The 16,739-nt window shown below is 71.0% G+C and carries 14 protein-coding genes; 8 read left to right on the forward strand and 6 right to left on the reverse strand.

Annotated elements, in window-relative coordinates:
- The first annotated feature begins 9 nt into the window (after positions 1-9).
- From ACIOEW_RS22430 to ACIOEW_RS22450, 5 genes are all read left to right on the forward strand, one after another.
- On the forward strand, positions 10-795 hold the full coding sequence (locus ACIOEW_RS22430; protein WP_401965299.1) for an SDR family NAD(P)-dependent oxidoreductase: 786 nt from the start codon (positions 10-12) through the stop codon (positions 793-795).
- Positions 796-920: 125 nt separating this feature from the next.
- On the forward strand, positions 921-2,042 hold the full coding sequence (locus tag ACIOEW_RS22435; protein WP_362553679.1) for an LLM class flavin-dependent oxidoreductase: 1,122 nt from the start codon (positions 921-923) through the stop codon (positions 2,040-2,042).
- Positions 2,043-2,243: 201 nt separating this feature from the next.
- The gene (locus tag ACIOEW_RS22440) at positions 2,244-3,983 is read left to right on the forward strand and encodes a D-aminoacylase (RefSeq protein WP_362553676.1); all 1,740 of its coding nucleotides are present in this window, start codon (positions 2,244-2,246) and stop codon (positions 3,981-3,983) included.
- Positions 3,980-5,458, forward strand: a complete 1,479-nt coding sequence (locus ACIOEW_RS22445) for an aldehyde dehydrogenase family protein (RefSeq protein WP_401965302.1) — start codon at positions 3,980-3,982, stop codon at positions 5,456-5,458. The genes ACIOEW_RS22440 and ACIOEW_RS22445 overlap by 4 nt, the downstream gene beginning before the upstream one ends.
- A gap of 157 nt (positions 5,459-5,615) precedes the next feature.
- On the forward strand, positions 5,616-6,968 hold the full coding sequence (locus tag ACIOEW_RS22450) for an MFS transporter (protein WP_401965304.1): 1,353 nt from the start codon (positions 5,616-5,618) through the stop codon (positions 6,966-6,968).
- Between the two features lie 213 nt (positions 6,969-7,181).
- Here the strand turns inward: ACIOEW_RS22450 and ACIOEW_RS22455 are convergent, their stop codons facing one another.
- On the reverse strand, positions 7,182-8,117 hold the full coding sequence (locus ACIOEW_RS22455; RefSeq protein ID WP_401965306.1) for an NADP-dependent oxidoreductase: 936 nt from the start codon (positions 8,115-8,117) through the stop codon (positions 7,182-7,184).
- An 80-nt stretch (positions 8,118-8,197) separates the two neighbouring features.
- On the reverse strand, positions 8,198-9,112 hold the full coding sequence (locus ACIOEW_RS22460; protein WP_401965309.1) for a DODA-type extradiol aromatic ring-opening family dioxygenase: 915 nt from the start codon (positions 9,110-9,112) through the stop codon (positions 8,198-8,200).
- 105 nt (positions 9,113-9,217) lie between these two features.
- On the opposite strand from ACIOEW_RS22460, the gene ACIOEW_RS22465 reads away from it, so the two are divergent.
- A complete protein-coding gene (locus ACIOEW_RS22465; protein ID WP_401965311.1) occupies positions 9,218-9,691 on the forward strand; it encodes a MarR family winged helix-turn-helix transcriptional regulator in 474 nt (157 codons plus the stop codon).
- Positions 9,692-9,726: 35 nt separating this feature from the next.
- Here ACIOEW_RS22465 and ACIOEW_RS22470 read toward each other — a convergent pair whose 3' ends face one another.
- The gene (locus tag ACIOEW_RS22470) at positions 9,727-9,852 is read right to left on the reverse strand and encodes a hypothetical protein (protein WP_401965313.1); all 126 of its coding nucleotides are present in this window, start codon (positions 9,850-9,852) and stop codon (positions 9,727-9,729) included.
- A gap of 436 nt (positions 9,853-10,288) precedes the next feature.
- On the reverse strand, positions 10,289-10,639 hold the full coding sequence (locus ACIOEW_RS22475; protein ID WP_401965316.1) for a hypothetical protein: 351 nt from the start codon (positions 10,637-10,639) through the stop codon (positions 10,289-10,291).
- Between the two features lie 97 nt (positions 10,640-10,736).
- Between ACIOEW_RS22475 and ACIOEW_RS22480 the strand changes: the two genes are divergently transcribed.
- Together ACIOEW_RS22480 and ACIOEW_RS22485 are read left to right on the forward strand one after the other, a co-directional pair.
- Entirely contained in the window at positions 10,737-11,582 is an 846-nt protein-coding gene (locus tag ACIOEW_RS22480; RefSeq protein ID WP_401965319.1) for an LLM class F420-dependent oxidoreductase, read from the forward strand.
- A 180-nt stretch (positions 11,583-11,762) separates the two neighbouring features.
- Positions 11,763-15,311, forward strand: a complete 3,549-nt coding sequence (locus tag ACIOEW_RS22485; protein ID WP_401965321.1) for a hypothetical protein — start codon at positions 11,763-11,765, stop codon at positions 15,309-15,311.
- Between the two features lie 371 nt (positions 15,312-15,682).
- Here ACIOEW_RS22485 and ACIOEW_RS22490 read toward each other — a convergent pair whose 3' ends face one another.
- Complete coding sequence (locus ACIOEW_RS22490) at positions 15,683-15,895, reverse strand: DUF4287 domain-containing protein (RefSeq protein WP_401965323.1); 213 nt, start codon at positions 15,893-15,895, stop codon at positions 15,683-15,685.
- 52 nt (positions 15,896-15,947) lie between these two features.
- Entirely contained in the window at positions 15,948-16,628 is a 681-nt protein-coding gene (locus ACIOEW_RS22495) for a DUF998 domain-containing protein (protein ID WP_401965326.1), read from the reverse strand.
- Positions 16,629-16,739: the final 111 nt, after the last annotated feature.

Below are 16,739 nucleotides of genomic sequence, written 5' to 3' on the forward strand. Positions count from 1 at the left end.
AGTCAGGCCATGGGCAAGCTGGACGGGCGGGTCGTACTGATCAGCGGCGCGGCGCGCGGACAGGGTGAGCAGGAGGCGCGGCTCTTCGCCGCCGAGGGCGCGCGGGTGGTGATCGCCGATGTGCTCGACGAGCAGGGCGAGGCGCTCGCGAAGGAGCTGGGGGAGGACACCGCGCTCTTCGTGCACCTGGACGTGAGCCGGGAGGAGGACTGGCAGGCCGCCGTCGGCGCGGCGAAGGGCGCCTTCGGGAAGATCGACGGGCTGGTCAACAACGCGGGGATCCTGCGTTTCAACGAGCTGGTGAGCACGCCGCTGGAGGAGTTCCAGCAGGTGGTGCAGGTCAACCAGGTGGGGGCATTCCTGGGGATCAGGAACGTCGCGCCCGAGATCGAGGCGGCGGGCGGCGGGACCATCGTCAACACCTCCTCGTACACCGGGCTCACCGGCATGGCGTTCGTCGGCGCGTACGCCGCGACCAAGCACGCCGTGCTGGGGCTGACCAGGGTGGCGGCGGTGGAGCTGGCCGCGAAGGGCATCCGGGTCAACGCCATGTGCCCCGGCGCCGTGGACACCCCGATGACCAATCCGGCGGCGCTGGACCCGGACGCGGACCCGGAGGAGACGGCGGAGGCCGTGGGTGCCCTGTACAAGAAGCTCGTGCCGCTCGGGCGGATCGGCCGGCCCGAGGAGGTGGCGGCGCTCGCGCTCTTCCTGACCTCGGACGACTCCTCGTACATCACCGGGCAGCCGTTCGTCATCGACGGCGGATGGCTGGCGGGCGTCAGTCTCTTCTGACCGTGCCGCCCACCCCACCCGGTCTGACGAAGCGTCAGGTATTGACGGGTCGGGGTGTCGGTGGAACAGTCGGACACATCAGAATCTGACGATGCGTCAGAAACAATTGAGGACGGTGAACCCCCTTGGAATTCGGGCTCTTTGTACAGGGGTACGTGCCCGCCGCGCGGGCCAAGGCCGACCCCGGGGCAGAGCACAAGGCGCTGATCGAGGAGACCGAGTACGTCATCCAGGCGGACAAGTCCGGCTTCAAGTACGCCTGGGCCTCCGAGCACCACTTCCTGGAGGAGTACTCGCATCTCTCGGCCAACGACGTGTACCTGGGCTATCTCGCACACGCCACGGAGCGCATCCACCTCGGATCCGGCATCTTCAACCCGCTCGCCCCGGTCAACCACCCGGTGAAGGTGGCCGAGAAGGTCGCCATGATGGACCACCTCTCGGAGGGGCGCTTCGAGTTCGGCTCCGGCCGCGGGGCGGGCACTCACGAGATCCTCGGGTTCATGCCGGGCATCACCGACATGAACCACACCAAGGAACTCTGGGAAGAGACCATCGCCGAGTTCCCCAAGATGTGGCTCCAGGACGAGTACGTCGGTTTCCAGGGCAAGCACTGGTCGCTGCCGCCGCGCAAGATCCTGCCCAAGCCGTACGGGAAGTCGCACCCGGCGATGTGGTACGCGGCCGGCTCGCCGCCCTCGTACGCCATGGCCGGGAAGAAGGGCCTCGGCGTGCTGGGCTTCAGCGTGCAGAAGGTCTCCGACATGGAGTGGGTCGTCGAGTCCTACAAGAACGCAGTCAAGGACGCCGAGCCGGTCGGTGACTTCGTCAACGACAACGTGATGGTGACCTCGACGGCGATCTGCGCCGAGACCCACAAGAAGGCCGTCGAGATCGCGGTGGGCGGCGGGCTGAACTACCTCCAGTCGCTGCTGTTCCGCTACCACGACACGTTCCCCCGGCCGGAGGGGATCCCGGAGTGGCCGGAGCTGCTGCCGGAGTACTCGGAGGAGATCATCGAGCTGCTGATCGCCGAGGAGCTCATGATCTGCGGCGACCCGGACGAGGTGCTGGGACAGTGCCGGCGGTGGGAGCAGGCCGGGGCGGACCAGCTGAGCTTCGGACTGCCGATCGGGCTCAGTCCCGAGGACACGTTGAACTCGATCAAGCTGATCGGTGAGCACGTGATCCCGAAGATCGACACGGACCCGGTGCACCGGACGACCCGGTTCCGCGACGCGGCGTAGCAGGTTCCCGGGGCGGGGCTTTCGGGGCGCCGCCCCCGTACCCCCGCTCCTCGATCGCCGGAGGGGCTTGATCTGGCCCCCAGGGGCTTTCCCCCACACACGGGCGGCGTCTTCCCGGACCGCCGCTCCGCGAGCCGGGGTGCGTACCGCGGCCGTACGCACCCCGGCGCAACAGACCACCAAGAAGAAAGGGACCCCGTCATGCTCGACCACCTCATCCGCGGAGCGACCGTCGTGGACGGCACCGGCGGACCCTCCTACCTCGCGGACATCGGTATCCGGGCCGGCCGGATCGCCGTCATCGCGGAGCCCGGCACCGTCGCCGAGGAGGCGGTGACCTCCGAGGACGCCACCGGCCTCGTCCTCGCGCCCGGCTTCGTCGACCCGCACACCCACTACGACGCCCAGCTCTTCTGGGACCCGTACGCCACCCCGTCGATGAACCACGGTGTCACCACCGTCGCGGGCGGCAACTGCGGGTTCACCCTCGCCCCGCTTCATCCGGACCGCCCCGAGGACGCCGACTACACCCGGCGCATGATGTCCCGGGTCGAGGGCATGGCCCTCAAGGCTCTGGAGGAGGGCGTCGACTGGAGCTGGTCCAGCTTCCGCGAGTATCTCGACGCGCTCGACGGGCGGATCGCCGTGAACGCCGGCTTCATGGTCGGCCACTGCGCCCTGCGCCGGCACGTGATGGGCGCCGACGCGGTCGGCGGCCAGCCCACCCCCGCCCAACTCGACGCCATGCTCGCCCTCTTCCACGACGCGATGGACGCCGGGGCGTGGGGCCTGTCCACCACGCAGTCCTCCACACACTCCGACGGCGACGGACAGCCGGTCGCCTCCCGGCACGCACTCCCCGAGGAGCTCCTCGCGCTGTCCCGTGCCGTCGGCGAGCACGAGGGCACACAGATCGAGGCGATCGTGGCCGGCTGTCTCGATCAGTTCTCGGACGACGAGATCGAGCTCTTCGTCGACATGACGGCCGCCGCCGGGCGCCCGCTCAACTGGAACGTCCTGACCATCGATGCCGCCGTCCCCGAACGCGTACCGCGCCAGCTGATCGCCAGCGAGCGCGCCCGTCGCGCGGGCGGCCGTGTCGTCGCGCTGACCATGCCGATCCTCACCCCGATGAACATGTCGCTCGGCACGTTCTGCGCCCTCAACCTGATCCCCGGCTGGGGCGACATTCTCGCCCTCCCCGTCCCCGAACGCATTGAGCGGCTCCGGGACGCGGACACCCGCGCCGAGATGCTGCGCCGCGCCGACAGCAAGGAGGCGGGCGTCTTCCGCCGCCTCGCGAACTTCGGCCGGTACGTCATCGGGGACACGTACAGCGAGGCGAACGAGGGGCTCAGCGGCCGCGTCGTCAAGGACATCGCGGCCGAGCGCGGCCAGGACGCCTTCCACTGCCTGGTCGAGATCTGCGCGGCCGACGACCTGCGTACCGTCCTGTGGCCGATGCCCACCGACAACGACCCCGACTCCTGGGCGTTGCGGCAGCGCACCTGGGAGCACGAGGACGTCCTGCTCGGCGGCTCCGACGCGGGCGCCCATCTGGACCGGATGTGCGGCGCCCCGTACACGACCCGCTTTCTCGGCGACTGTCTGCGCGGCCGCAAGCTCGTCCCGCTGGAGAGGGCCGTCAGGATGCTGACCGACGACCCGGCCCGGCTCTTCGGCCTGCGCGACCGAGGACGCGTCGAGGAGGGCTTCCACGCCGACCTCGTGCTCTTCGACCCCGAACGCATCGACGCGGGTCCCGCCACCCTCGTCCGCGATCTGCCGGGCGACAGTCCCCGGCTCGACTCCAAGGCGCTGGGCATCGTGTCGGTCCGCGTCAACGGGGTGGAGACCCTGCGCGACGACAAGGTGACCGGCGCGGTGCCCGGGACGGTGCTCCGTTCCGGCCGCGACACCCGGACGGTGAGCACGGTATGAGTGAGCACGCTTCGACCACCGCACCCCAGCGCCTCTTCATCAACGGCGAGTGGACCGAACCCGCCGACGGCCACTACGAGGTGGTCGATCCGGCCACCGAGGAGACCGTCGGCCTCGCCCCCGAGGCGAGCCGCGCGCAGGTGTACGAGGCGGCGGCCGCGGCCCGTGACGCCTTCGCCACCTGGTCCCGTACCCGCCCCGAGGAACGTGCCGCGATCCTCGACCGCGCCGCCGACCTGATGCAGCGCGACTTCCTCGCCAACGCCGCCCTCGCGCAGGCGGAGAGCGGCGCCACCACCGGTACGGCCCGGGGCATGCAGGTCGCCGTGGGCGCGGCCCGCTTCCGGCGGTACGCGAAGGGTGCGCTGGAACCGGTCGAGGAAGCCATCGCGCCGCAGATCAACGAGGCGGGCCCGATGGGCCGGGCCGGGATCTTCGGGGCGCTCGCCGTCCGCCAGCCGGTCGGTGTCGTCACCTGCATCACCTCGTACAACAACCCCTGGGCCAACCCGGCCGGCAAGATCGCCCCCGCGCTCGCGATGGGCAACACGGTCGTGGTGAAACCGGCCCCGCAGGACCCGCTCTCCGTCTACCGGATGGCCGAGGCCCTCGCGGAGGCGGGTGTGCCGGCCGGGGTCGTCAACGTCGTCAGCGGTTCCGGCCCGGTCGTGGGCGAGGCCGCCGTCGACTCGCCCGACGTCGACATGGTCAGTTTCACCGGCTCCACATCGGTCGGGCAGCGCATCGCCGAGGTCTGCGGCCGGAGCATGAAACGGCAGCTGATGGAGCTGGGTGGGAAGGGTGCCGCCGTCGTACTCGACGACGCGGACCTCGACTCGGCGGTCGCGGGCATCGGGACGACGTTCTCCTTCTACAGCGGACAGATCTGTACGGCTCCGACCCGCGTCCTGGTCCAACGGGGCGTGCACGACGCGCTGATCGAGAAGCTCGCCGCGTACGCCGGGTATCTGAAGGTCGGCGACCCGACGGCGAAGGGCACGGTCGTCGGCCCGGTCATCTCCGCCGCCCACCGCGACCGCATCGAGTCGTACGTCGAGCTGGGACGCAAGGAAGGGGCCCGGGTCGTCACGGGCGGCGAGCGCCCGGACCCGACCGGCCGGGGCTTCTACGTCGCGCCGACGCTGCTGGCCGACTGCACCAACGACATGCGGGTGGTGCGCGAGGAGATCTTCGGCCCCGTCGTGGTCGTCGTCCCCTTCGACGACGAGGAGGAGGGCATCGCGCTGGCCAACGACAGCGACTACGGACTGATCGACTACGTCTGGTCGGGCGACGTGGCCCGCGCCTTCCGTGTCGCCCGGCGGCTGCGCGCGGGCGGGGTCGGGGTGAACACCATCGGCCGCAACATGGAGGCACCGTTCGGCGGGTTCAAGCGGAGCGGTGTCGGGCGGGATGTCGGCTCGTACGCGCTGCACGCGTACAGCGAACTCCAGGCGATCGTCTGGCCGGGCTGAGCCGGGGCCGTACGCAGTCGGCTGAGTGCCGCACCGCACCGCGAGGTCACTGCGACCCAGCTATCTCGCTATCAAGTATCTTGACATCAAGAGAAACTCCGGGCAGGCTTCCCCCGGTCTGTTGATCTCTTGATGTCGAGATAACCGGAGGCGGGCGGTGCGCGGCACGGCGGGGAGCGGGAGCGGAAGCGGGAGCTCGGGGAAGCGGAAGTCCCAGGGTGGGGGCGGGCAGGGGCTGTTGGTCCAGCTGCGCAATCCGCCGGGCGGCCGGGACGCCCGGATCATGCTGCTCGCCCTGGCCGTGGACCGCACCGGTTCCGGCCTGTGGGCCGCCTCCTCGGTCCTCTACCTCACCTTCGTCACGCATCTGAGCCCTCAGCAGATCGGCGTGCTGCTGGGGGCGGCCGGGGTGGCGGGCATCGCCGGTTCACCCCTGGCCGGACGCCTCGCCGGCCGCTTCCCGGTACGCCCGCTGCTGATCGGCTGCCACCTGCTCCGGCTGGTGACGCTCGTCCTGCTGTTGACGTGCACCGACTTCGAGGCACTGCTGCCCGTCATCGCGGTCACCTACCTGGCGGACCGGGCGGCGAAGACGCTGGAGATGCTCTTCGCCACCCGCGCGGCGGGCGAACGGCGGGCGGCCTACCAGGCGTTGTCCCGCAGCGCGGCCAACGCCGGTTACGGCGTCGGTGCCGGGCTGGCCGCCATCGGGCTGGCCGCGGGCACCACGGACGCCTACCGGGCCATGATCCTGGCCAACGCGCTGTCCTTCGCCGTCGCCGCGCTCCTGGTCCGCCGAACCCGCGAGCAGCGCGACACCGTGACGGTGGAAGCGGCGAAGAGCGAGGCGCCCGGCACCACCCCGGCGGCCCCCCGCGAGCCCGCCCGTCCGAGAAGTCCGTGGCGGGACCGCGGCTACCTCCGCTTCGTCCTCCTCGACATCCCGATGAACCTCGACGACTCGGTCCTCGGCGTCGGCCTGCCGCTGTGGCTGGTGAGCAGCACATCGGCGCCCCACGCCCTCGTACCGGCCGTCCTGGTCATCAACACCGTGCTCGTCGTGACGCTGCAACTGACCGTCTCCAAGCGGGCGGAGGGCCCGCGCCGCGTGCTGCGGACGCTGCTTCTGTGCGGGGTTCTGATGTGCGCGGGCTGCGCCCTGCTTGCCGCGGCCGCCCTGTGCGGGACCTGGACGGCCGCGGCTGTCCTGCTGGCGGCGGCGGTGCTGGTCACCCTGGCGGAGCTGATGCGCTCGGTGAGTTCGTGGGAGCTGGCCGTCCTGCTCGCACCTCCGGACGCGCGGGCCGCGTACCTGGGAGTGGCCGGGATGTCCCAGTCCATCCAGAAGTCCGCAGGGCCGCCGCTGCTGACCGGGGTGGTGATGGCGGCCGGCCCGGCGGGCTGGCTGGTGCTCGGGACGGTGGTCGCCGCGCTGGCGGCTGTACAACAACGGTCCTGCGCCCAGCGGTTGCACACCACCGCACCGACGGCCCCGACGGTGTTCTCGTAGTTCCCGGCAACGTGCGTGAGGGGCGGCGGCAGCGACAGGCCCGGGTGCAGGGCGGGAGGGCAGCGGCAGCGCCAGGCGCAGGTGCGGGGCGACCCGTCGGCTACGCCTACGCCTACGGGTCACGGGTCACGGGGCGCGGGTGCGGGCTGCCGTCGAACCTCCGGGCCGCCCACCGGCGGGAGAGCCGACGGCGGGCGGCCCGGTCGGGCGTGATCAGGGAGCGAGCACGACCGTCTTGCCGAGCAGCCGTCCGGCGCCGGCGTCCTCATGCACGGCGGCCAGCTCGGCCACCGGACGGCGGGCGGCGACGTGGATCCGGAGCTTGCCCGCATCCACCTTGGTGACCAGCCGGCTCAACTGGGCACCGTCGCTGCGAACCCACAGGCTCGCACTGCGCACCCCCCGGGCGGGATCCTCGGGAACCAGGCCGGCGGTGCTGGCCGCGACCCCGCCGTCGGCGACGTAGCCCGTCAGCTGCGCGAGCTCCTCCGGGGAAACGCGCACATGGTTCACCACGGCCTGGAACGGACCGCCCACGGCGGCAGGGCCCGCGGCGAGGTCGAGGGGCTCGACGACCCGGTCGACGCCGTAGCCCCGAAGGCGGTCGGCGTGCTGCGGCGCGTCCACCGCGGTCACGTGCGCTCCCGCGTCGACGGCGAGCTGCACCACGAGGCTGCCCACCGCGCCCCCCGCCCCATTGATCAGGACGGTCTGACCGGGCTTGAGCTCGGCGAGCTCGAACGTCGTCTGCCAGGCCGCCAGGCCGGTCAGCGGCAGCGCCGCGGCATCGGCCAGCTCGATCGTCCGGGGCGCCGGGGCCAGGGACTCGGCCGGGGCGAGCACGTACTCGGCGGCGCCGCCGGCGGAGTCGAGGGGAAGCATCGCCACGACCCGGTCGCCGACCTCCAGGCCGGTCACGCCGGCGCCGAGGTCAGCGACGGTGCCCGCCAGGTCGATGCCCGGCACGTACGGGAGGGTGATCGGGAGCATCTCGGCCATGACACCGGCGCGGATGTGGTCGTCGACCGGGTTGAACGATGTGGCCGCCACCCGCACCAGCACCTGCCCGGCGCCGGGGACCGGACGCTCGATGTCCTCGTAGCGCAGGACCTTGCTGCTGCCGAACTCGTGGAAACGTACTGCCTTCATGGCACTTTCCTCCGGGGTGTACTGATGTCGTCGCCAAGGGGCAAGGCGATCGCACGGGTAGGTGGAGCGCATCGAGGCGCTCAGGTCAGCTGCATCGACCGGGTCGAGTTGCCCATGACCATGCGGTCGATGGCGCTCACGGCGCCGGCGGGGTCATCGGCGGCGCCGACGGCGAGCAGCAGCGGGACGAAGTGGTCGGCCGTCGGATGGGCGACTTCGGCGCCGGGTGCCTTGCTGCGGTAGTCGGTGAGGGCGTCGACGTCGCCCCGGGCGAGGGCGTCGACGGCCCATTCGTCGAAGGCCGTGGTCTCGGCGGCGAGCTCCGGCCGGCGGAAGACGGCGAAGCTGTGGGTCATGAATCCCGAGCCGAGAACGAGGATGCCTTCGTCACGCAGCGGCCGCAGGCGTGCCCCGAGTTCGAGCAGAGCGCCGGGGTCGAGGCTGGGCATCGACAGCTGCACGACCGGGACGTCCGCCGCGGGGTACATGGCCATGAGCGGGATGAAGGCGCCGTGGTCGAGACCGCGGTCGGCGAACTCGTGCACCGGCGTCCGGCCCAGCAGGCCCGTGAGCCGCCGAGCCAGGTCGGTGGCGTCCGGGGTCGCGTAGGGAAGGGTCTTGTAGCGGGGATGGAAGCCGCTGAAATCGTAGTGCAGCGGGGTGCCGGCCGCGGCTCCGGATATTGCGACCGGCGCCCGCTCCCAATGGGCCGAGACGACCACGACGGCCCGGGGTTTGGGCATCGACCGGGCCCAGCCGTAGAAGTCGCCGAGCCACTGCGGATCATCGAGGGTGAACGGGGCGCCGTGGCTGACGAAGAGGCTGGGCGTGGGCCCGTCGGAGGGGTTCCACATCTGCTGCTCGCGTGCCTGTGGCAGGACCCGGGCAAGGAGGTCGTCGTATGCCGCGGCCGGTATGCGTGACGGGAAGGGGGAAGTCGGGCCGTTCGGGGAGTCCATGCTGCTCGTGGTGGTGATCGAAATCAGCTCCTTCACTTGCCCAGGCAAGCACTTTCACTTGCCGAGGCAAGTTGAAAGCTAGCGCATGAAGACTTGCCCAGGCAAGTGATGCAAGTTGCCTGGGCAAGTAGGATGGGGCCCATGGACACCCAGTCACCTTGGCTCGACGACGAACAGCAGGACCTGTGGCAGGCGCTGCTCACGGTCGTCATCGCCCTCCCGGCCGCCCTCGACCGCCAGCTGCAGCGAGATGCGGGCATCTCCAACTTCGAGTACGGGGTGCTGGCTCAGCTGTCCATGGCCGACGAGGCCACGATGCGACTCAGTGACCTGGCCCGGGTCTGCGACAGCACCCAGCCCCGCCTGTCGAAGGTGATGGACCGCTTCGAAACCCGCGACTGGGTCGCCCGCCGGCCCGACCCGGGCGACGGCCGGTACACCCTCGCCACCCTGACCGACGCCGGCCGGCAGAAACTCGTCGAGAGCGCACCGGAACACGTCGCGCAGGTGAAGCGGCTCGTGTTCGATCCGCTCAGCACTGCGCAGCGGCGCCACCTCGGGCCCGCGCTCGCCCGTATCGCCGCCACCCTGCGCCGGGAAGCCGAAGGAGGCTGAGCGCCGTAATCCACCCGGACCGGGACGGTCGGGAGTCAGCCCTCCAGGAACACCGGATTGGTGAGCGCCGCAAGTGCTCCGGGCAGGCCCGGCACCGAGGCCGGGTGGCGGACCTCGGCGCGCACATAGGCGGCGTAGGCAGGCGTCGTACGCCACTGCACCGTCCCCGTGTCCGACTCCGGGAGAGTGGACGTGAACGTAGACGTAGTCGGGCGACCCGGTGGGCGGGACGCCGCGCAAGGTGCGGGTCCTGGTCGCCCCTTCCGGGGAGTCTGCGGCGTCGGCGAAGCTCACGGTGCCCAACGTGAGGGCGGTGGCGGCCGTTCCGACGAGAAGGCCGCGCCTGGCGATCGGGCGGTGCGCGGGATGCGTTGCGCATGCGGGGGCTCCCGGGGCATCGTGGGCCGAGACGAGGTCTGCGTATCCGACACCGTGAAGGTGCCCCGTGAACGCCGCGTGAACTACGGGCGAGCCGGGCGAATTTGCCTGAAACCAGATGGAGTTGAAGGGAGCGGGCTGGAGCCGGCCACCGTCGCGAAACCTGCGGAACCCGCGAAACCCGCGAAGCCGATCACGACCCCGGACCCGGCGCGGAGACTAGGAGGTGCGCCGTGAGCGCGAGACGAGCACGAACGCGATGATGCCGACGGCGATCACGGCGAGCACGATCCCCACGATCAGACCGCCGCCGAACCCGCCCGAGCCGTGCTTCCGCCGCTTCTTGCTCTTGCTCTTACTTTTGCTCTTGTACGTGTGCGCGGCCTCCCGCACACCGGCGTGGGCGGGTGCCGCCCCGTGCAGGTGTCCCGCGCCCTGGCCCGACGCGGTACGGGACACGGTGGGTGCGGAGGCGGGCGCGGCGGCCGATGCCGCAGCGGGTGCGCCGCCGACGAGTACGCCCGTCAGGAACAGCGCGGTGAGAACGGTGCGCGTACGTGTACGAACCATGGTGGTTGACCTCCCCCGAAGTCGCCGAAAGCTCGGCTTTGCGCACCGTACGGCATACGTTTGAGCCGCCACCAGACAACGACGGAGGTGTCCTCGTATGCGGATCGCCACAACGATCTTCCTCACCGACGAAACGATCACCCCGGTGCGGCTGGCGCACCAGCTTGAGCAGCGGGGATTTGCCGGGCTCTATCTCCCGGAGCACACGCACATCCCGGTGAGCAGGGAAACTCTTTACCCGGCGGGCGGCGACCTGCCGCCCGAGTACGGCCGCACCCTGGACCCGTTCGTCGCCCTGGGACAGGCGGCCGCGGTGACCGAACGGCTGACGCTCGGCACCGGCATCACGCTGATCGCCCAGCACGACCCGATCGACCTGGCCAAGCAGATCGCCACGCTCGACCACCTCTCCGGCGGCCGTTTCACGCTGGGCCTCGGCTTCGGCTGGAACGTGGAGGAGGCTGCGGACCACGGCGTGGAATGGCGCACCCGCCGAGAGCTCGGGCGCGACCGCATGGCATTGATGCGCGCCCTCTGGTCCGAGGAACCGATTGCGTACGAGGGCGAGTTCGGCTCGGTCCGGGCCAGCTACGCCTACCCGAAGCCGGTCCAGAAGCCCCGCGGCCCGGTGGTCGGCCCGCGCACCCTGATCGGCGGCGCGGCGGGCCCGAAGCTGTTCGCGCACATCGCGGAGTACGCGGACGGCTGGATGCCGATCGGCGGCCGGGGCCTGACGGAGTCGGTGCCGGTGCTCCGTACGGCGTGGGAGTCGGCGGGCCGCGACCCGAAGGACCTCCAGGTGATCCCGTACGCGGTCCTGCCGAGCCCGGGCAAGCTGGCGTACTACGCGGACCTGGGCATCGAGGAGGTCGTCCTCCAACTTCCCCCGGCTGCCGAACCGGAGGTCCTGCGGACGCTGGACGCGTACGCCGAGTACCTCTAGGAGTTTCACGAGGACCGGGCCGGAATCCGGGTGCGATCAAGTGTGCGTCAAGTGTGCGATCATCTCGTTCACTCTTTACATCTCGCACACATCGCTGGTGTCCCCGTTGTCGGCCGCCCACGCACCTCGCGGGCGACATCCCGGCGCGCTCCGGCCATGGCCCGGTCCGGGGGGAACGGAATGTCTCATCACTCGTACGCGCCCATGAGAAGGGCCGCGTGTACGGCCCTTCTGCTCGCGTTGACGGTTCTGCTGTCGTTGATACTTCCGGCGGCCAACGCCCGGGCGTACGCCGCAGGCGCGGTCTCACCCGCGGCGGCCGCGCACGGTCCGGTCACCGCGGCCGCGCACGCGCCGGCGGCCGCGTCGTCGGCGGAGGACTGTGCCGAGCTCCCGCTGTCCCGATTCGGGGAAGCGGCCTCGAAGGCGGGGACGTTGGCCCTGCCAGGGAACACCACGGTCTGCCTCACCTTCACGGCGGAGAGCGCGGGGCTGCACCGCCTCCTCCTCGTCGACGGCACGACCAGCAGCACCTACCTCACGGTCTACGACGGTGAGACTCAGGTCGAGTGTTACGACCACGAGTGGGGTGCCGGCTGGTGCGAACTTCCCCGGGCGGGCGTCTACACGCTCACCCTGGAGAACAACGGGGTCGACCCCGGCGCGCCGACCGTGGCGATCATTCCCCTGGGAACCCTCGAAGGGTGCGCTCCGGAGACCGGCACCGCGTGGGACACCGCACCGGTCACCGGCTCCGCCACCGGCCCCACGGCCGTCCAGTGCCAGCCGTTCACCGGCCGGGCCGGTGAACGCATCAGCAACGAGATCACCACGACCGGGTACGGCACGGGTCTTTCCTGGATCACCGACGAGACCGGCGCGCACATCTGCCCGCGCTTCAACGAGGACGACAGCGAGGGCTGCGTGCTGCCGGGCGACGGCCCGTACCGGGTGCTGTCGCAGGTCCCGTACGCGGAGCACGGCTTCCCCGTCGCGTACGAGTTGAAGATACGCAGGCTCTCCGACCCGGTCGGCTGCGCGCACGTCGAGCTCAACACCTACGACTCCGCAGCCACCACGACCGAGCCCGCCACCGGCTGTAAGACCTTCACCGCACCGGCGGCCGGCCGCTACGACGCGTACGCGGTCGGCTCCGTCGCCCGCACCGCGCTCCCGGTGTACGACCGGGCGGGCCGGCCCGTGTGCGGCGCCGGGCCGGGATGCAAGCTGCCTGCCGCCGGTGACTACCTCGTCCTCACCGACGACGCGACGCTCATCTTCGACCGGACCGCCACGGCCGGCTGTGTGCCGGTGGAACCCGGCCGGTACACAGCCGCGTTCACCGAGGTGGGCGAGATCGACTGTCTCTCCCTGTCGCTGCCGGCCGACGCCGCCATGGCGATCCTGGAACCGCTCAACGCCGGCGGCCCGGAGACGGACGTCATCGTGATCGACGCCGACGGCACCCAGCTGTGCGACTGGAACACCCTCCCGACCGGCACGTGTGTGCTGTCCGGCAAGGCACCGTTCAGGGCGCTGGTCTCCACCACCACCGAAGAACCGCCGACCGGTGCGTACACCCTCGCGCTGCACCGCACGGACGTGACCACCGGCTGCCAGGCGGTTCCGTCGGGCGACTTCACCGCCACGAGCCCCACGGCCCGGATCACCACCGGGGACGGCGTGTTCTCGCAGTGCCTGACCATTCCGGCCGACGACCACAGCGCGTGGGAGAACCTGCAGTTCCAGCCCGAGCCCGGCACCACTTCCGCGGCTCATGTCACCGTGCTCGACCCGAAGGGTGTCCAGGTCTGCGTGGTGTATTCCCCGTACTCCGCCTGGACCACCTGCGCGCTCGCCCCGGGCGTCGCCTACACCGTGTTGTTCTCCGGCGGTGACACGCCCGGCTCCTACACCCTGGCCCGCCGCGACGTCACCGCCTCCGCCTCCGCGAAGGGCTGCACGGCCAACCCGGTCACCGGGCCGGGCGGCGCGTCCGCGGGCGGGCAGTTGGGCGTCCCGGGCACCCTCCAGTGCCGGCAGGTCACGACCGCCGATGCCCGCGACACCGTGCACCTGAACGTCCGCGACGCCCTCGGGACCGCATACCTCGTGGTGTACGACGCCTCCGGCAAGGCGATCTGCAACAGCGCCGTGGCGTGCGCGGTCACCGGCTCCACCCACTACCAGGTGCTCGTCACGGTCCGCCCGGCGCACAAGACAGCCCCCTCGTACCGCTTCGACGCGGTACGCATCGCGACCGCGGCCGGCCCGGCTCCTGAGTGCGCGAAGGTCCCCAACGTCAGTTATGGCTATGGCCCGTTCACCGGAGTCCTCGACGAGCAGCACGCCACGGTGTGCGCGGTGCTGCCCACCGCCGGCCTGGACAGGTTCGCGATGAACATCGGCGACACCGCCGGAGGAACCGCCACCGCCGTGCCCGCGCTCTACGACCCGAACCGCGCCAACGGCTGCACGCGTTTCTCCTCCGACAGCTACGAGTGCACGGTGCTCACCGGGACAGGTGCCAGGACCCCCGCCCCGAGCACGCTGGTCCTGTCCCTGCCGGAGACAGCCGCGCGGACGGACTTCACGACCGAACTCGTCTGCAAGTCGGGCCTGTGCGGGACGGAGGCCGTGACCGTCGGTGCGCTGACCCCGACCACCGGCGCATCCGGCACCAAAGCCACCGTTCAGCTCACCGGCACCGCCCTCCACGAGACCGACCGGGTACGGATCACCCTGGACGGCAAGAACATCGAGTCGACCACCAAGGCCGTGTCCGCCGACCGCAGGACACTCACGGCCGTCCTCGACCTGACCGGGGCGGCAGCCGGCACCTGGTCCGCCTCCGTCATCACGCACAACGGGTGGCAGTACGGACGAGACTCGTTCACCGTCACACCGGCGCCCCTCGTCAGCGGCACTCCGCCGGTCATCAGCGGTACCCCCAGGGTCGGTGCCAAGCTCACCGCCTCCACCGGCACCTGGTCGGGTGCGCCGACGTCCTACGCCTACCAGTGGTACGCCGACGGCAAGGCGGTCTCCGGGGCCACCGCGTCCACGTACACACCGACGGCCTCCCTGCTGGGCAGGAAGCTGTCCGTCAACGTCACGGCCCGCAAGTCCGGCATCCCTGACACGGTGCGGGGCTCGGCCTCGCTCACCGTGACCGTGGGCGCGGCGCCGAAGGTCACGACGGCACCGAAGGTCACCGGCACGGTGAGGGTGGGAACCAAGCTGACCGCGGCACACGGCACGTGGACCCCTGCCCCCACGTCGTACGCGTACCAGTGGAAGGCGGACGGCAAGGCCGTCAAGGGAGCGACCGCGTCCACGTACACGCCGGCGTCCTCCCTGCTGGGCAAGAAGCTGTCCGTCACGGTCACGGCCCGTCGCACGGGACACACCAGCGGCACGGCGACGACCACCGCCGTGAAGGTGGCAGCGGGCAGCGCCCCGAAGGCGAGCAAGGCGCCCACCGTATCGGGCACCGCCAAGGTGGGCCGCACGCTCAAGGCCGCGCACGGCACCTGGTCGCCCGCCCCGACGTCGTACACCTACCAGTGGTACGCGAACGGCAAGGCGATCAAGGGGGCGACGAAGACCTCACTGCTCCTGAAGACGGCCGTGCGGGGCAAGAAGATCACCGTGAAGGTGACCGCCCGCCGCACCGGACACACGAGTGGCGCGGCCGTCAGCAAGGCGACGAAGGCCGTCGCTCGCTGACGCGGTGCCGCATGGACCTCGTCGCCGGACGGGACCTACGGCGGCGGAGAGGCTGCGTGTGTACGGGTCCGGGTGGGCCTCGACCGCGTTCACCACAGGGTCGAGGAGCACCCGGTCCCGGCACAGCGCCATTCGTACGGCAGCGGACTCGCTCGCGAGCACCCCGCAGCAGGACGTCGACGGGTGCGGCCGGGTTGAGTGCCACACCGACCAGCCGGCGCTCGGCCGGACCGGCGGCTTCCCCTGTCGCGTCAGAAGTCACGGACGGATGTTCCCACTTCGCGGCGGCGACCACTGCCGAGGGAACCGGGATCAAATGCGGCTGCAGCGCGCACGCGTGGCGCCGGACGCCCACCCGCGAGGCGGGACGGCTATCCGGCGTTGTCCTCGGCGAGGGTGTGGACGACGAGTGCGTTGGCGTGGCCGTGGCCCATGCCGTGCTCCGTCTTGAGCCAGGAGACGAGCTCCATGTGCTTGGTCAGGGGCGAGGAGCGGATGAGCTCCTTCCACTCCGTGATCGGGCGGCCGTACTTCTTCTCGATCGAGGGGAAGTAGCTCGCGGGGCCCTTTACCGGTTCGGTCATGTCGTTCGTTTTCCGTTCTTCCGCGTTCTGGTGGTGGTGGACTTCCGGACGGTCAGTGCTGCGCCGCAGGGGCCGTCGTGGCCAGCCGGGCCGTCACCGCGGTGAGCCACAGGAGGCCGAGTGCCGCTCCGAGGGTGAAAGCCAGGACGCTGGCGGACGAGGCCGCGGAGCCGGCCAGGACGCCCACCGGTACGAGGCGGGAGGCGATGGCCCATCCGCGTTCTCCCCGGGCGGCGAAGTACCGGGCCAGCACGAGGAAAGCGGCGCACAGCGCGAGGAAGCCCACGGTGGCGCCGCCCAGGTGGACGGCTCCGTGCGCGCTGACCGAGCCGGTGGCCTCCTCCGGGGTTCCAGCGGGGAATCCGGCGCCGGGGTCGGCGGTGAACACCCCGGCGAGAAGGAACGAGGCACCGAAGACGCCGACCAGGCGCGGGGCCCAGACCCCGCCGGGCGCATCACGCAGTGTGCGGCGCATCCCGATCGCACCGGCGATGGCCAGCAGCCCGGTGAGCAGGAAGACGGTCACCTGGATCCAGCCCAGGTCGCCGAGGCTGAGCTGGCTGAAGGCGTTGCGGGTGAAGTCGAAGCCCTCGCGGGTCAGGGCCTGGATCAGGCTCGCCACGAGGAACAGCGGGCCCGCGACGATACCGCCGGCCAGCAGGGCCCGGGTCGCCGGACGGATGGCGGGGCTCGCGGCACCGGTGGTGACCGGGGTGCTGATGGTTCTGGTCATGGAGATCCTCCTCGGTCGCCCATGCCCCTGACGGGAACTAGACGGTGTAGTACCGACTGGAACTGGACGGTACAGTACCCATAAGAGAACTGGACTGTCCAGTACTGTCAG

This window comes from Streptomyces sp. NPDC087901, assembly GCF_044742205.1.
Taxonomy (GTDB): Bacteria; Actinomycetota; Actinomycetes; order Streptomycetales; family Streptomycetaceae; genus Streptomyces.

Excerpts from the sequence above, each read along its gene's own strand:
- ACIOEW_RS22445 (WP_401965302.1), top strand. The coding sequence starts at position 3,980 with ATGAGTGAGCACGCTTCGACCACCGCACCCCAGCGCCTCTTCATCAAC.
- ACIOEW_RS22485 (WP_401965321.1), top strand. The coding sequence starts at position 11,763 with ATGTCTCATCACTCGTACGCGCCCATGAGAAGGGCCGCGTGTACGGCC.
- ACIOEW_RS22475 (WP_401965316.1), bottom strand. The coding sequence starts at position 10,639 with ATGGTTCGTACACGTACGCGCACCGTTCTCACCGCGCTGTTCCTGACG.
- ACIOEW_RS22465 (WP_401965311.1), top strand. The coding sequence starts at position 9,218 with ATGGACACCCAGTCACCTTGGCTCGACGACGAACAGCAGGACCTGTGG.
- ACIOEW_RS22495 (WP_401965326.1), bottom strand. The coding sequence starts at position 16,628 with ATGACCAGAACCATCAGCACCCCGGTCACCACCGGTGCCGCGAGCCCC.
- ACIOEW_RS22440 (WP_362553676.1), top strand. The coding sequence starts at position 2,244 with ATGCTCGACCACCTCATCCGCGGAGCGACCGTCGTGGACGGCACCGGC.
- ACIOEW_RS22490 (WP_401965323.1), bottom strand. The coding sequence starts at position 15,895 with ATGACCGAACCGGTAAAGGGCCCCGCGAGCTACTTCCCCTCGATCGAG.
- ACIOEW_RS22455 (WP_401965306.1), bottom strand. The coding sequence starts at position 8,117 with ATGAAGGCAGTACGTTTCCACGAGTTCGGCAGCAGCAAGGTCCTGCGC.
- ACIOEW_RS22480 (WP_401965319.1), top strand. The coding sequence starts at position 10,737 with ATGCGGATCGCCACAACGATCTTCCTCACCGACGAAACGATCACCCCG.
- ACIOEW_RS22430 (WP_401965299.1), top strand. The coding sequence starts at position 10 with ATGGGCAAGCTGGACGGGCGGGTCGTACTGATCAGCGGCGCGGCGCGC.